Genomic DNA, 15,158 nt, shown 5'->3' on the forward strand with positions numbered 1-15,158 from the left:
CGTGGATATTTTGAAAGTCAGAGACGCTCAGGACGTCGAGCAGGCGGTACGCGCGGCAATTGCGAGCGAACAACCGCTGGAGATTGTCGGGCACGGCAGCAAGCGCATGGTCGGCCAGCCCATTGCGACCAATGCGGTGCTCGACGTGTCGGCGCTGAACGCCGTGACGTCCTATGAGCCGAACGAATTGATTCTCACCGTACAGGCCGGCGCGCCGATGGCCGACGTGCTCTCGCTGATCGATTCCAAGAATCAGCAGTTTTCGTTCGAACCGATGAACACGTCACAGCTCCTGGGAACGCCGGATATCGGCACCATCGGAGGCATGATCTCGGCCGGGCTCGCCGGGCCAAGGCGCATTCAGGCCGGCGGTGCGCGCGATCATCTGCTCGGCGTGCATGCGGTGTCCGGCTTCGGCGACAGCTACAAGGCTGGCGGCCGGGTGGTGAAGAATGTCACAGGCTACGATGTCTGCAAGCTGCTCGCCGGCGCGTGGGGCACTCTGTCCGTGATGACCGAGGTGACGCTGAAGGTGATGCCGCGCGCGGAGAGTGAGCGTACGCTGGTGCTGCGCGGGCTCGATGACATCGCCGCGAACAAGGCGATGACGGCGGCGCTGGGCTCGCCCTTCGATGTGTCGGGTGCGGCGCATCTGCCGGGTTCGGCGTTGCGCACCATGCAGGGAGCGCTTGGCGAGATAGCATCGCCCGACCAGTCGGTGACGCTGATCCGCCTTGAGGGCATCACGGCATCGGCGTCGCATCGCGCGATATCGTTGAGCGTCGCACTGAAGGCGTTCGGCAGCGCCGAGATACTGGAAGATGCTCAATCCGCGGCATTGTGGGCGGGTGTCCGGGATGTGACGCCATTCGCAGCCAGCGGCCCGCGCGCGATGTGGCCGGTATGGCGCATCGTGACGCCGCCGGCATCCGGCGGTACGCTTGGCCAGGCCATTGCGAAAGGCTCGCAAGGCGAGGTGATCTATGACTGGGGCGGTGGCCTGATCTGGGCGGCGCTGCCGCCATCGGCCGATGCGCAGGCGGTGCAACTTCGCAAGCTGGTCAATGCGGCTGGCGGTCATGCGACGCTGATCCGCGCGCCGGAATCCGTGCGCCGCGCCGTCGACGTATTTCACCCGCAGCCCAAAGGCATCGCGGCGTTGGGTGAGCGCGTACGCAACAGTTTCGATCCGAAGAACATTCTCAATCGCGGCCGGATGTCGCGTGGACAGGCGATATGAAAACCGAATTCACCCCGACCCAGCTGGCCGATCCGGATATCGCCGAGGCCGACAAGATCCTGCGCAAATGCGTACATTGCGGTTTCTGCACGGCGACCTGTCCGACCTATGTGCTGCTCGGCGACGAACTGGATAGTCCGCGCGGCCGCATCTATCTGATCAAGGAGATGCTGGAGAAAGATCAGAAACCGACGCAGGAGGTGGTCAAGCATGTCGATCGCTGCCTCTCTTGCCTCGCCTGCATGACGACCTGCCCGTCCGGCGTGAACTACATGCATCTGGTCGATCAGGCGCGGGTCAAGATCGAGAAGGACTACACCCGGCCGCTATCCGAACGGTTGTTGCGTGACGTGCTGGCCTGGGTGCTGCCGCGCCCCGGTCTGTTTCGCCTGAGCATGACCATGGCGCGACTGGCGCGCCCGCTGGCGGCGTTGCTGCCTTCCACCAGCAAGCAATCCAGCCCGAATCTGCTTAGCCGCGTGAAGGCGATGCTGACCATGGCGCCGAAGCAGTTACCTGCTGCCGGCCCATCCGGTGGCAGCGTATTTCCGGCTATCGGCGCCCGTCGTGGTCGCGTGGCACTCCTGCAGGGATGCGCCCAGCAGGTGCTTGCGCCGCGCATCAATCAGGCTGCGATCAGCCTTCTCACCCGCCATGGCATCGAGGTGGTGCTGGTTCGGGACGAGCAGTGCTGCGGTGCGCTCACCCATCATCTCGGGCGCGATGGTGACGCACTGGCACGGGCAAAAGCCAATATCGGCGTCTGGCTTGGGGAGGCGGACCGGGGCGGTCTCGACGCCATTCTGGTCACCGCGTCCGGCTGTGGGACTGTCATAAAGGACTATGGCTACATGCTGCGCGAGGACCCGGAATTCGCCGCGCCGGCCGCCAAGGTCTCTGCGCTGACGAAAGATATCAGCGAGTATGTTAGCGCCATGGATCTGCCGAAGCCTGACAAACAAAGCGACCTCGTCGTCGCCTATCACTCGGCGTGTTCGCTGCAGCACGGGCAGAAAATCACACAGGCTCCCAAAGAATTGCTTTCCAAGAACGGATTCGTGGTGAAAGATATCCCAGAGAGCCATTTGTGTTGCGGTTCGGCGGGGACGTACAACATTCTCCAGCCTGATATTGCGAGCCGGTTGCGCGATCGAAAGATCGCCAACATCGCGATGGTCAAGCCGGATATCATCGCTGCCGGCAACATCGGCTGCATGGTTCAGATCGCCGGAGGGACATCAGTCCCGGTCGTACATACGATTGAGCTTCTCGATTGGGCGACAGGCGGTCCCAGGCCAGGATTGAACTGATCTAATGTGACATCGGCCCCGCGTTAAACTGGCCCCGCGCTGGCGCGGAAGACTTGAAACGCTGGTCCCTTTTGGATCGGCGCCAACAGGAGGACCACGATGGCTAAAGGCAAGAAGTCGAAAAAGGACAAGAAGGACAAGAAAAAGCAGAAGAAGCTTTTGATGGCGGCGAAGCCCGCCAAGAAGTCCTCCAAGAAGACGTCCAAGAAATCAGCGAAAAAGACTGTGAAAAAAGCGGCCAAGAAGGCCACCAAGAAATCCGCGAAGAAATCAGCCAAGAAGACCGTGAAGAAGGCGGCCAAGAAAGGCGCCAAGAAAGCCGTCAAGAAGGTCGCAAAAAAGGCGGCCAAAAAGGCGCCGAAGAAGACTGTCGCCAAGAAGGCCGTGAAGAAGGCCGCGCCGAAAAAGGCCGCCAAGAAAGCGACACCAAAGAAAGCTGCCAAGAAGACCGTGAAGGTGCCTTCCGCGCTGCTGACCAGCACGGCGCCCGCGCCGGCCGTGGTCGAGGCGTCGGTGCCGGTTGCGATGCCGCCGAAGCCGCCGCGCAAGCCGCGCGTCTCCAAGCCGAAGCCGGTCGAACCGCCGATGACGGCGCCGGCCGCCGAGACGCCGAGCTGGGCGACGGGGGAGCATGATCCCTCACCGGTCGAAGGGCATTCTTCAGGCGAGACGACGGCGATCGAATCTCCTGGCGATACGTCGCCCGATCACGACGAAACCAGATAGTCGAACCGGATTCAGTCCGCGTTCCTGACTCGCCGATAAACTCCGGAAAACCGCAGCGCTCGCCGTTGCGGTTTTTTGCTTGGTCAGGCGCCGTCGCGAATCGTGCGCCTCAACCGATGCCGGTTTCCCGATGTTGCCAGCGATTCGGACGATCCCGACTTGGCAGGCCCTCATGGGTGTGGATTGATCTGCTGGTGACAGGGTGATGATCCGCAATTCCCGACCGCTGGTCGTTCCTTACTGGACTATTCCTGGCCGGAATCCCTCCAAAAGCGTTGTGCTTTTGCAACACCGCGCCACAACCTCTCACGGAAACGTCAGAACGCCTATTTAGGCGGCATTTGCTCGTTTTTTTTTCTTCACCGCTCAGGTTCCACGCCCCAGAGTTGCGTCCAGTCGATGAACGTCGCGGTCTCGCCGTCTTTCGGACACGGAACTGCCTCTGGTTTCAAAAGTGATGGGGAATGTCATGAAGAAGATTGTTGTCGTGTCTGCTGCGGTGCTCGCCATGGGGATGAGCGCGGCTTCGGCAGCCGACCTGGGCGCGAAGATGTACAAGAAGGCTCCGCCGATTGAAGCCTTCAATCCTTGGGATTTCGCTTTCGGCGGCGCGATCATGAGCAACTACGTGTTCCGCGGTGTCACCCAGTCGAACGGCCAGAAGGGTTCTGTCGCCGCTTACTTCGAACCGCGCTACAACATCACCAAGGACGTCCAGCTTTACGCTGGTGTGTCGGGTGAGAGCATCTCCTTCACCAACCGCGCTTCGATGGAACTCGACGGTTACTTCGGTATCCGCCCGACCTGGGGCGCTGCTGCGTTTGACTTCGGCTTCTGGTACTACGGTTATCCAGGTGGCCAGTGCATCGACTCGACCCTCGGCGGTGGTGGCGTTTGCGCGCTTGGATCGAATTCGGCGCTTCCCGCTTTGAACGCAATGAAGAAAGACGTCAGCTTCTACGAAGGCTATGCCAAGCTGAACTACACCTTCAATGACTACTTCTCGCTCGGCGGTAACGCCTTCTACTCGCCGAACTTCCTCAACACCGGCGCAGACGGCACCTATGCTTCGATCACCGGTAAGGTGATCGCGCCGTCGACCTGGTTCGGTTCGACCGGCATCGGCTCTTACGTGTCGGGTGAATTCGGTCGCCAGTGGCTGGGCACCTCGGATGCCTTCTACGGCACTGCACAGTTCCCACGCGGCATCAAGTATGCCGACTACAACACCTGGAACGTCGGCATCGGCTTCACCTACAAGGTGTTCACGCTGGACCTGCGTTACTCGGACACCAACCTGTCCAAGGGTGATTGCAACGCCTTCACCTCGGACTTCACTGCTTCGGGCACCAACAACGTCACCGCGATCAACCCGGGCGGCGCTGGCTCGAGCTGGTGCGGCGCGACCGGCATCGTCAAGCTCTCGGCTGACCTGACCGCGATGTCGAACCTGAAGTAAGAACTTCGACTGAGATCAAAGGGGCGGCAGAGCAATCTGCCGCCTCTTTTCTTTTGGGGCAGGGCTTCCATGAACCGGGACTGGTTGCGGCGTGCCGCGAATGCGATCCGTCGCAACAATCATCGCAATGCGCTGGCTGGTGCCGTTGCCGGGCTGGGGGCCGGGATTGCCATCGGTGTGATGGAGTTCTTCTCGGCCGTTGCGCATTATCCGCTGGTCATCATCCCTTTTGCGACCTCGATCGTCCTCGTGATCGGCTCCCCGGAAGCCGAGCCGGCGCAACCGCGCGCGCTGGTCGGAGGGCACCTCATCGCGACGCTGGTGGGGCTGGTGGTGCTCAAACTGACGGGGCCGCATGGCTGGGCGGCCGCCATGGCAGTCGGCCTCGCTGTGCTGGCGATGTATGTCACCGGCACATTCCACCCGCCTGCCGGGATCAACCCCTTGCTTGTCGTCTCCCACGCACTGCCCTGGACATTCCTGCTCGCGCCGGTGCTGGTCGGCGCACTGCTGCTCGCGAGCTTCGCGCTGGTCTGGCATCGTTATGCGGCAGGCCGCGCCTGGCCGCGGCACTGGTCCTAGCGGCGCGCGTGATTTCTCAGGCGTCCGTCGTGGCCTTTGCATCCCTTAGCGCGAAGTGATCGCCGGATCGCGTGAGCGATACCCTGCGCTGATGCAAGGCATCGAGCGTGTTGCGGTGGCCGATCGAAACGATGGTCGTGCCAGGCAGCTCGTCTTCCAGCAGCCGGTACAAAGCCGCTTCCGATGGTTCGTCGAGTGACGCCGTAGCCTCGTCAAGGAAGAGGTATTGCGGCTTTTGCAGCAGTGCGCGGGCGACACCGAGACGCTGCTGCTCACCGAGCGATAGCATCCGATTCCAGTGGCCGTCTTCATCAAGCCGGGTCGCCAGCGCAGGCAGACCTACGGCCGTGATGGCATCAGCGATCTCCTGTGGGCTGAATGCGTCGGTCTCAGCGGGATAAGCCACCGCATCCCGCAACGGGCCGACCGGGAAATACGGCCGCTGCGGCAGCATCATGATTGCCGCATCCGCAGGGATCGAAATCTTGCCTTTGCCGAACGGCCATATGCCGGCGATGGCGCGGAATAGCGTGGATTTTCCGGAGCCCGATGGGCCGGTAAGCAGCGTGCGTTCGCCGCGGCGGAAATTGAAGCCCGGTGTTTCAACCATGGCAGCCCCGTTGGGGAGCGCGAGCGTGAGGCCGACCAGCGCGATGTCGCTGCTGCCGGTCTCGGCGACGTGAACGATATCGGCCTTTGTCGTCTGCGCCTGCGCATTGGCGATGGCGTGTTCGAAGCCATCGAGGCGCATCACGCCGGACTGCCATTCTGCAAGCGTGCGATACGCTGTGACGAAGAACGAGAGTGCGCCCTGCACAGTGCCGAATGCATCCGCTGTCTGCATCACCGCGCCGAGCTGGACCTTCTCCGCGAAATAGGCCGGTGCGACCAGAACATAGGGCAGGATGATCGCGATCTGCTGATAACTGACCGTGAAGGACGTCAGCTTCTTGGTGCGGCGCATGATGTCGAGCCAGTTGCCGACGACCAGCTGGAAGCGGGTCGAGAGTCGCTGGCGCTCGACAGGCTCGCCACGCAGCAGCGCGATCTGCTCGGCGTTTTCGCGGGCGCGCACCAGGTTGAAACGGAAGTCCGCTTCATAGCGCTGCTGCTGGAAATTCAACGCCATCAATGGCGCACCGATATAGTGCGTCAATGCGGTGCCGATCACGGCGTACACCAATGCGCCCCAGACGAGATAGCCGGGGATCGGGATATCGCGGCCGAACACATGCAGCGGCGCTGCATCGGACAGGCCCCACAGGATGATTACGAAGGAGAACAGTGTGACGACTGAACTCAGTAGTCCGATCCCGATGTCCAGCGTCTTTTCGACGAACAATCGGACGTCTTCCGCGATGCGCTGGTCCGGATTGTCGGCAGCGTCGCCCTGCAGCTGCATGCGGTAGTGGTTGGCGTCGGCCAGCCAGCTGCCGAGATAGCGCTCGGTCATCCAGCGGCGCCAGCGGATCTGGAGCCACTGGTTGAGATAGAGCTGATACACTTTGAGTGCGATGTTGATGGCCGCGAGGACGCTGAAGTAAGCCAGCTGATAGGTGAAGACGTCGAGGTTTCTCTCCTGAAGAGCGTTGTAGAACGTGTTGTTCCAGCGATTGAACAACACGCTGAGGCCGACCACCGCCAGCTCGATCGTAATCACCGCTGCAAGTAATCCGATCCCCGCCCATTTGTCCTCGGAACGAAAATAGGGAACCGCGATCCGCCAGACGGTCGCGAGTGTGGAGCGGATGTTATTCACAGATCGTCTCCGGGAAGAGGGCTCTAAGCCCTTAAAATCAGAAATGATTTCCAGCGTTTAGACTAAAGTAGCTGGATTGATGGCCTGCGGCACCTTGTCGCGAAACTGTGATTCACCCTAGCATGACCAAAACCGAGGCATGGGGGCCTCACATCGCGTAGCCATGGCACTATCGGCTTTGACCGATCGTGGATGCCCTCGCAAGTGAACAATCAGCAATTTGCCGATCGATAACGATCGAGCCGCTGCAATAACATCAGGGGAGAACGACCATGTGGAATCAGGTCTATAATCCATTCAACAGCAGTACGATCTCGACGCTTATCGCCGCGATACCGGTTGTCGTCTTGCTGGTCCTGATCGCCACCAACAAGGTCAAGGCACATATCGCCGCTATCATCGCCCTGGTGCTGGCCAACCTCGTGGCGATTTACGCATTTACGATGCCTGCCAACATGTCGCTTCGCGCGTCGGCGCTCGGCATCGTCACCGGCTTCTTCCCGATTGGCTGGATCGTTCTCAACGTCATCTTCATGTATCGGCTCACGGTGGACAGCGGCCGTTTCGAAGTGCTGCAGCGCGCAATCGGCGGCGTCACCAATGACCGACGTTTGCAGATCCTGCTGATCGCGTTTTCGTTCGGCGCATTCTTCGAGGGAGCATCGGGCTTCGGTACGCCGGTGGCGGTCACCGGCGCCGTGCTGATCGGCCTCGGTTTCTCGCCGCTGGCTGCCTCCGGCCTGTCGCTGATCGCGAATACTGCGCCGGTCGCCTATGGCGCGCTCGGCACGCCGATCCAGGGCCTCGCCACCGTGACCGGCTTCGATCCCTTCGTGCTCGGCGCGATGGTCGGTCGGCAGCTGCCGATCTTCTCCATGATCGTGCCGTTCTGGGTGGTGTGGGCCTTCGCCGGCTGGAAGGGCATGAAGGAAGTCTGGCCAGCGATCCTCGTCACGGCTCTGTCCTTCGCGATCCCGCAGTTCGTGATCTCGAACTACATCAATCCGTGGATTGTCGACATCGGTGCGTCGCTGATCTCGATGGGCGCGCTGATCCTGTTCCTGAAGGTCTGGCAGCCGAAGAGGGTCTGGACCTCGGCCGCGCTGCGCCAGCGCGACGACTCCGCATCCACCGTGCCGCCGGTGAAGCCGATGAGCACCGAGAGGCTGACCTCCGCCGAAGTGTGGAAGGCGCTGACGCCGTGGATCATCCTCTGCGTCATCCTGCTGATCTGGGGCACCAACTGGTTCAAGGGCATCGTCAACCCGATCTTCGCCTGGAACTATCCGGTGCCCGAACTGCACAACATGATCAACAAGGTGCCGCCGGTGGCCGCCAAGCCAACGCCGGAAGGCGCGGTGTTCGCGTTCACCTACGTCTCCTATACCGGCACCGGCATGTTGCTGGCGGCGATCATCTCCGGCTTCATCATGGGCTTCTCGCCCGCAAAGATGATCGTGGAATATGGCCGCACCATCAAGATCTGCGCCTACTCGCTGATCACCATCTCGGCGATGCTGGCCATCGGCACGCTGACGCGCCTGTCGGGCGTCGATGCGACGCTCGGTCTGGCCTTTGCTGCGACCGGCGTGCTGTACCCGTTCTTCGGCACGCTGCTCGGCTGGCTCGGCGTCGCGCTGACCGGGTCGGACACGGCATCGAACGTGCTGTTCGGCAATCTGCAGAAGATCACGTCCGAACAGCTCGGGCTGTCACCGATTCTGATGAGTGCTGCGAATTCGTCGGGTGGCGTGATGGGCAAGATGATCGATGCGCAATCGATCGTTGTGGCGTCCACCGCGACCAACTGGTTCGGGCATGAGGGCACCATTCTGCGCTTCGTGTTCTGGCACTCGATCGTGCTGGCCTGCATGGTCGGCAGCTTCGTGATGCTGCAGGCCTATGTCTATCCGTTCACACTGATGGTTCTGAAGTAAGCCACGCGCCATTCGCGAAAATCGATTCCCGCGGCTGCAAGGCCGCGGGAATTTTCGCGTTCGCGCCATATTGTTTCCCGACGGTTCTGGTCAATCGTCGTGCCCCCGCGTAGAACCGCGGCCATTGTCGCCGATCCCATCACGCCGAGAATTCATATGACTGCCATGACCACATTGCTGCGGGGGGCTTTTGCCGGCGCTGCACTTCTGATTGTCATCCCCGCGCATGCCGCCGACGAGTTTCCCTTCGGCATGGAAATGACTCTCGACGCGCAGCGTCAGCCTGGTTCGAAGCGGATTCCCAATCTGGAAATCGGCGAGGCCGGCGAGACGCGGGTAGAGTTGTGGTGCAAGGGCGGCAAGGGACAGTTCTCGGTCGCCGGCAATACGATCGTGTTCGTCGCGGGTGCGATGGAAAATCGGAGCTGCACCGATGCGCAGGCGCAGCTCGACGATCAATTGCTGGCCGATCTGGGCGCCGCGACCAACTGGCAGCGACGCGGTGATGCAGTGACGTTCGTCGGGCCGAAGTCGCTGCGGTTTCGGCTGAATACGAACTGAGTTCTGGAGCCGCGAGAGCTTCTTTATTGAAGCAGGCTACTTCCAGTTCGAATTATCCGCGTCCCAACGCTGCGCCTTGAACTCGGCGGCGACGGCCGCAACGGCGCCGTTGTCGTCGCGCGGATCGCTTTCCTCATCGACCGTCGGCGAATCCGCGAGAGCAAGCTTCGCGCCTGAGTTCTCATCCGCAGTGGTGACCGACGGCGTGCTGATCCACAGGATAAGCTTGTCTGTCGTGCCGGGCCTGTCGGGAGCGATGATCGCACTGATCTCGACCGTCTCGGTCAATTCGAGCGCAGGGAGAACCTGGCTCGGCCGCTTGAAGGTCAGCTTGAGTTTTCCAGTCTCGTCATCCCATGAACTCCCCGCAGGCTTGCCCGACATGGTTTTGGCGAGAACATTTGCCAGCGTCGTCGCCAGCTTGTCGCGATTGAGCTTGTCGCCATCGCGCCAGTCGGCGGCCGCAAAGCGCACGGTGCGGTCCATGTCCACGGCACCGGTGGTCCAGCCGACATTGACGACGCCGGGATAGGTCTTGGTCTTGGCGATGAAGGCGGCCGCGCGTTCCGGATCGATGGCGAGGCTGATGACCTGCTCGCCGGCACGTAGCGCGTCGCAGGAGACTGTCAGACTGTTCAGTGCGACTTCCACGGCCTGCCCGCGCAGCGTGCGGACGAAATCCAGCGCGGCTTCGAGCTTGATCTTGACCGCGATGGCCTCGGGGGAGACTTCGGTGAAGTCCTTCGGCGCGGGTGCGATATTGTCGTCGGTGGACTGGTTGTCCTGGAATTCCTTTTCACTCTGGTCGGAATTGTCCGAGGACGTCACGTTGTTGTTGGTCTGGCCGACCGAGATCTGGCCCTTGAATTCGAATGTGTCGCCGGTCGGCCGGCGGTTCAGCTTGATGGTCACCGGCAGCTTGTCGACCTGGGTCTGCGTCGCGCCGGTGAGGGTCGAACCATTCACGGTCAGATTGGCGACGAAGCGATCCTTGCGCTCGCTGCCCTTCTCGGCGGGATAGCAGACGTCAAGCGTCGCGGCTGTGACGGTCTTGCCCTGCCGCGTCTCGCGCAGGATGACGTCGGCATTGCCGTTCATGACACCGTCGATCGAGGTGAAATAGCGCGTCTCCGGGCCTGCCGGCTGGCTCTTCGGCGCGGCCTTTACCTGCGCGAAGGCATGATGGACGGTCGCAACCGAGGCGGTGACCGTGAGGCCGAGCAGGCAAAGGTGAAGCGCGCGCATTTAAAAAGTCCCTGGACGTGAACGACGTGTCTCCGGGCGGATTTGGCTGGATCCGCCCAAGTAAGGTCAATCACGGGATTGAATCAGAACCGCGACCAAGGCGAAAGGCCATAAGTCGCAGGCGCATTGTATCAGGACAAAAAAGAAGGCCGCCCGGAGGCGGCCTTCGATCACAAAGCGGTTGAGCGAGCGCGCAGGGCTTAGAAGCCCATGCCTCCCATTCCGCCCATGCCACCCATACCGCCGCCGCCCGGCATCGCCGGTGCAGCTTCCTTCGGCAGTTCGGCGACCATGGCTTCGGTGGTCACCAGCAGGCCGGCAACCGAGGCTGCGTCCTGCAGTGCAGTGCGCACCACCTTGGCGGGATCGATGATGCCCTTGGCGACCATGTCGACATAGGTTTCGGTCTGCGCGTCGAAGCCGAAGGTCTCGGACTTCTCGTCCAGGATCTTGCCGACCACGATCGAGCCTTCCACGCCGGCATTCTCGGCGATCTGGCGGATCGGAGCTTCCAGCGCCTTCAGCACGATGTTGATACCGGCCTGAACGTCGGCATTCTCGTTGGTGAGACGACCGACGGCCTTCTTGGCGCGGAGGAGAGCCGTGCCGCCGCCGGGGACGATGCCTTCCTGAACGGCCGCACGGGTCGCGTTCAGCGCGTCATCCACGCGATCCTTCTTTTCCTTCACTTCGACTTCGGTCGCGCCGCCGACGCGGATCACCGCGACGCCGCCTGCCAGCTTGGCCAGACGTTCCTGCAGCTTCTCGCGGTCGTAGTCCGAGGTGGTTTCCTCGATCTGCGCCTTGATCTGGCCGACCCGGGCCTCGATCGCCGGCTTCTTGCCAGCGCCGTTGACGACGGTGGTGTTTTCCTTGTCGATCACGACCTTCTTGGCGCGGCCGAGCATGGCGAGCGTGACGCTTTCCAGCTTCATGCCGAGATCTTCCGAGACGAGCTGACCGCCGGTCAGGATTGCAAGGTCTTCCAGCATCGCCTTGCGGCGATCGCCGAAGCCCGGTGCCTTGACGGCAGCAACCTTGAGGCCGCCGCGCAGGCGGTTGACGACGAGGGTGGCGAGGGCTTCGCCTTCGACGTCTTCAGCAATGATCAGGAGCGGCTTGCCCGACTGCACCACGGCTTCGAGCACCGGCAGCATGGCCTGCAGGCTGGAGATCTTCTTCTCGACGAGCAGGACATAGACGTCCTCGAGCTCGGCGGTCATCTTCTCGGCATTGGTGACGAAGTAGGGCGACAGGTAGCCGCGGTCGAACTTCATGCCCTCGACGATGTCGACTTCGGTCTCGAGCGACTTGTTTTCTTCAACCGTGATGACGCCTTCGTTGCCGACCTTCTGCATTGCCTGGGCGATCATCTTGCCGATGGCGGCGTCGCCGTTGGCGGAGATGGTGCCGACCTGGGCGACTTCAGCCGAAGATGCAACCGGCTTGGCGCGCTTGGTGATGTCCTTGATGACGGCGGCGACGGCGATATCGATGCCGCGCTTGAGGTCCATCGGGTTCATGCCGGCAGCAACCGACTTGGCGCCTTCACGGACGATGGCCTGGGCCAGCACGGTGGCAGTGGTGGTGCCGTCGCCTGCGGTGTCGTTGGTCTTGGAGGCGACTTCGCGCAGCATCTGCGCGCCCATGTTCTCGAACTTGTCCTCGAGCTCGATCTCCTTGGCGACGGTGACGCCGTCCTTGGTGATGCGGGGCGCGCCGAACGACTTCTCGATCACGACATTGCGGCCCTTCGGACCGAGCGTGACCTTGACGGCGTTGGCGAGAATGTCGACGCCGCGCAGCATGCGATCGCGCGCGTCTCCGGAGAATTTAACGTCTTTGGCTGCCATGTGATGGTGCTCCTGAATTCTTGAAAGGTGAACTTAAAACGCTGTCATGGCCGGGCTTGCCCCGGTGATGACAGCGTTTGTGGCAGGCGGCGTCGCTTAAGCGATCACGCCCATGATGTCCGACTCCTTCATGATGAGGAGTTCTTCGCCGTCGAGCTTGATCTCGGTGCCCGACCACTTGCCGAACAGAACCTTGTCGCCGACCTTGATGTCGATCGGGATCAGCTTGCCGGCTTCGTCGCGACCACCAGGGCCGACGCCGACGACTTCGCCTTCCGACGGCTTTTCCTTGGCGCTGTCCGGGATGATGATGCCGCCCTTGGTCTTCTCGTCGGCGACGATGCGCTTGACGACGACGCGGTCATGCAGCGGGCGGAATTTGGTCTTGGCCATAGGATTGTCCCTTTGGGTTGCGATCTGGGTGCCATTACGGAGGCGGGCAGGAATCCAGCCGGAACGCTCAAGGCGGCCGGCTCATTCCCTTAGCAATCGCGCTCCGGGAGTGCTAATTGAGCGTCCGGGAGATATGGCCAGACGCTTTTTGAGTCAAGCGAGGCCTTAAGGCCTTGGTGAGGCCAATATGGGATGATCTGGAAACCATAACGGAGCATCGGCGTAACTTGGCCGGCCTTATTGCTCCGTCAGGTGTTTTGCGCTTGGCTGCTGGGACGGGCAGTCGGGGAATTTGCTCAGGGGATGATATGATCAGGTCACGCTACGCCCGCACGATTGCCCATCTGGCGATCGTTTCAACTTTGGCGCTGTCATTGGGCGGGTGCGGCACGTCTGGTGGATTGGGCGGCTTCAGCTTTGGGAACTCGCAGCCGACACCGCCGCCGGAGCCTCCGCCGGCGCCGGAACTGCCAGCCTCGATCCGGTCGGAAGAACTCGTCGGCCGCTGGGGTCTGGCGTCCTACATGAACCCCAACGATCGCGTTCGTACCGAGAACGCCGCGCGCGGCCAGTGCAAGCAGCCCTATATCATTGGCCAGGGTGCCACCGGCGGGGTCATCATGCATCTCGCCGACGAGGCGACGCCACAGGAACTGCGCCTCAAGGGAAGCCCGAGCGGCAAGAACTATATCGGTCCGGCCGGTCCCGCCGGCGGTGAGAAGGATCGCGAGATCGTCTCCTTTGACGGCCGGATTCTCGTCACCCGCTTCATCGACAAGGACGCAGCAGTCCGCTACGGCAACATGGTCTATGTCCGCTGCGCGCCCAAGGCATGACCTGAGGCGTAGTGCGGGTCCCGCCATTCTGCTGACAATGTGAGATCATGCACCGATTGCGCGACCTTTTTTTCGGACCGGGCCGCGCGGTCCTCGTGCTGGCATTCACCCAGATCCTGACCTGGGGCATCCTGATCTATCCTCCGGTGCTGACCATGCCGCATGTCACGGCGGCGCATGGCTGGTCGCTGGCCTTCGGTATGGCCGGCTTTTCGTTGGGGCTGATCGTATCGGGGGTGTTGTCGCCCATCGTCGGCGGATTGATCGACCGGCACGGCGGCAATGTGGTGATGGCATCCGGCGCGCTGGCTGGTGCTTTGGGCCTCGCGCTGTTTTCGGTTGCCGATCATCCCGTGACCTATCTCGCCTGCTGGCTGTTGCTCGGCGCTGCGATGTCGGCGTCGCTCTACGATCCGGCCTTTGCGACGCTGACGCGGATCTTCGGGGCTTCGGCGCGGCGGCAGATCACCTTCGTGACCTTTGCAGGCGGCTTTGCCTCGACGGTCGGTTGGCCGGCGACCCATCTTCTGCTTGAGGCCGTCGGCTGGCGGGGCACCTACCTGACCTTCGCAGCGATCTTCGCCTTTGTCGTTGCGCCGCTGCATGCCTTTGCATTGCCGCGCCATGTTGCCGTCGCGCCTCTGCCCGTGGCGGACGCCGTTGTCGTCCCCCAGCACGCAACCCTGCGCCCGCAAGGCTGGCCGTTCATCCTGCTGGCCGCGGCTTTCTCGCTTTACAGTTTCATTCTGTCGGGCGTGACGTCGAACCTCTTGGCCCTGCTGGAACGCGGCGGGCTCAGCGCTGCAACGGCGGTGACCATCGGTGCGATGTTCGGCCCGGCGCAGGTGGCATCGCGGCTGGCTGACTTCATGCTGGTGGGGCGCACCCATCCGCTGTGGATCGCGCGCGGGGCGGTGGTGCTCGTAGTGTCAGCCTTTGCGATGCTGGCCTTTGCCGGAATATCGTTTCCGCTGGCGGCCTTGTTCGCCATCGCTTTCGGCGCCGCCAATGGCGTCATGACCATCGCGCGCGGCGCGCTGCCGCTTCTGATGTTCGGTCCGGTGGGCTATGGCCGGGTCATCGGCCGTATCGCGCGGCCGGCCTTGTTCGTGCAGGCTTTTGCGCCGTTCGTGGTGGCGTCGGCGGTCGAGACGCTGTCCGACCGCACCGTCCTGCAACTGGGCACGATCGGTGCCCTGATCGTTCTGGGGTGTTTTCTGGCAATCCGTCCGCCGGGTGTCGCCACCCGGCGTTAGT

At 62.2% G+C, this 15,158-nt stretch carries 13 protein-coding genes; 9 read left to right on the forward strand and 4 right to left on the reverse strand.

Features of this window, described 5'->3' with window-relative positions; genetic code table 11:
- The first annotated feature begins 1 nt into the window (after window position 1).
- From AC1RLZ_RS06465 to AC1RLZ_RS06485, 5 genes are all read left to right on the forward strand, one after another.
- Entirely contained in the window at window positions 2-1,240 is a 1,239-nt protein-coding gene (locus AC1RLZ_RS06465) for an FAD-binding protein (protein ID WP_493187937.1), read from the forward strand.
- Complete coding sequence (gene glcF / locus AC1RLZ_RS06470) at window positions 1,237-2,550, forward strand: glycolate oxidase subunit GlcF (protein WP_493187938.1); 1,314 nt, start codon at window positions 1,237-1,239, stop codon at window positions 2,548-2,550. The genes AC1RLZ_RS06465 and glcF overlap by 4 nt, the downstream gene beginning before the upstream one ends.
- 99 nt (window positions 2,551-2,649) lie before the next feature.
- The gene (locus tag AC1RLZ_RS06475; RefSeq protein ID WP_493187939.1) at window positions 2,650-3,276 is read left to right on the forward strand and encodes a hypothetical protein; all 627 of its coding nucleotides are present in this window, start codon (window positions 2,650-2,652) and stop codon (window positions 3,274-3,276) included.
- Window positions 3,277-3,745: 469 nt separating this feature from the next.
- A complete protein-coding gene (locus AC1RLZ_RS06480; protein WP_493187940.1) occupies window positions 3,746-4,735 on the forward strand; it encodes a TorF family putative porin in 990 nt (329 codons plus the stop codon).
- A 69-nt stretch (window positions 4,736-4,804) separates the two neighbouring features.
- On the forward strand, window positions 4,805-5,317 hold the full coding sequence (locus tag AC1RLZ_RS06485; RefSeq protein ID WP_493187941.1) for an HPP family protein: 513 nt from the start codon (window positions 4,805-4,807) through the stop codon (window positions 5,315-5,317).
- 16 nt (window positions 5,318-5,333) lie between these two features.
- Here AC1RLZ_RS06485 and AC1RLZ_RS06490 read toward each other — a convergent pair whose 3' ends face one another.
- Window positions 5,334-7,076 (reverse strand): ABC transporter ATP-binding protein/permease, encoded by a 1,743-nt coding sequence (locus AC1RLZ_RS06490; protein ID WP_493187942.1) that lies wholly within the window; start codon window positions 7,074-7,076, stop codon window positions 5,334-5,336.
- A gap of 272 nt (window positions 7,077-7,348) precedes the next feature.
- Between AC1RLZ_RS06490 and AC1RLZ_RS06495 the strand changes: the two genes are divergently transcribed.
- Both AC1RLZ_RS06495 and AC1RLZ_RS06500 read left to right on the forward strand, forming a co-directional pair.
- The gene (locus tag AC1RLZ_RS06495) at window positions 7,349-9,013 is read left to right on the forward strand and encodes an L-lactate permease (protein ID WP_493187943.1); all 1,665 of its coding nucleotides are present in this window, start codon (window positions 7,349-7,351) and stop codon (window positions 9,011-9,013) included.
- A gap of 156 nt (window positions 9,014-9,169) precedes the next feature.
- The gene (locus tag AC1RLZ_RS06500) at window positions 9,170-9,574 is read left to right on the forward strand and encodes an META domain-containing protein (RefSeq protein ID WP_371423036.1); all 405 of its coding nucleotides are present in this window, start codon (window positions 9,170-9,172) and stop codon (window positions 9,572-9,574) included.
- A gap of 36 nt (window positions 9,575-9,610) precedes the next feature.
- Here the strand turns inward: AC1RLZ_RS06500 and AC1RLZ_RS06505 are convergent, their stop codons facing one another.
- The 3 genes from AC1RLZ_RS06505 to AC1RLZ_RS06515 all read right to left on the reverse strand — a co-directional run bounded on the left by AC1RLZ_RS06505 (window position 9,611) and on the right by AC1RLZ_RS06515 (window position 13,065).
- Window positions 9,611-10,819 (reverse strand): hypothetical protein, encoded by a 1,209-nt coding sequence (locus AC1RLZ_RS06505; RefSeq protein WP_493187944.1) that lies wholly within the window; start codon window positions 10,817-10,819, stop codon window positions 9,611-9,613.
- A gap of 200 nt (window positions 10,820-11,019) precedes the next feature.
- Entirely contained in the window at window positions 11,020-12,672 is a 1,653-nt protein-coding gene (gene groL, locus AC1RLZ_RS06510; RefSeq protein WP_493187945.1) for a chaperonin GroEL, read from the reverse strand.
- 96 nt (window positions 12,673-12,768) lie between these two features.
- Window positions 12,769-13,065, reverse strand: coding sequence for a co-chaperone GroES (locus AC1RLZ_RS06515; protein WP_089261928.1), 297 nt, complete (start codon window positions 13,063-13,065; stop codon window positions 12,769-12,771).
- Window positions 13,066-13,373: 308 nt separating this feature from the next.
- On the opposite strand from AC1RLZ_RS06515, the gene AC1RLZ_RS06520 reads away from it, so the two are divergent.
- Both AC1RLZ_RS06520 and AC1RLZ_RS06525 read left to right on the forward strand, forming a co-directional pair.
- Entirely contained in the window at window positions 13,374-13,901 is a 528-nt protein-coding gene (locus AC1RLZ_RS06520) for a hypothetical protein (protein ID WP_493187946.1), read from the forward strand.
- Window positions 13,902-13,948: 47 nt separating this feature from the next.
- Window positions 13,949-15,157 carry an MFS transporter gene (locus AC1RLZ_RS06525; protein WP_493187947.1) on the forward strand — a complete coding sequence of 403 codons (1,209 nt, stop codon included), beginning with the start codon at window positions 13,949-13,951 and terminating at the stop codon, window positions 15,155-15,157.
- Window position 15,158 lies beyond the last annotated feature (1 nt).

Source organism: Tardiphaga sp. GW822-FHT04G09 (assembly GCF_058800725.1).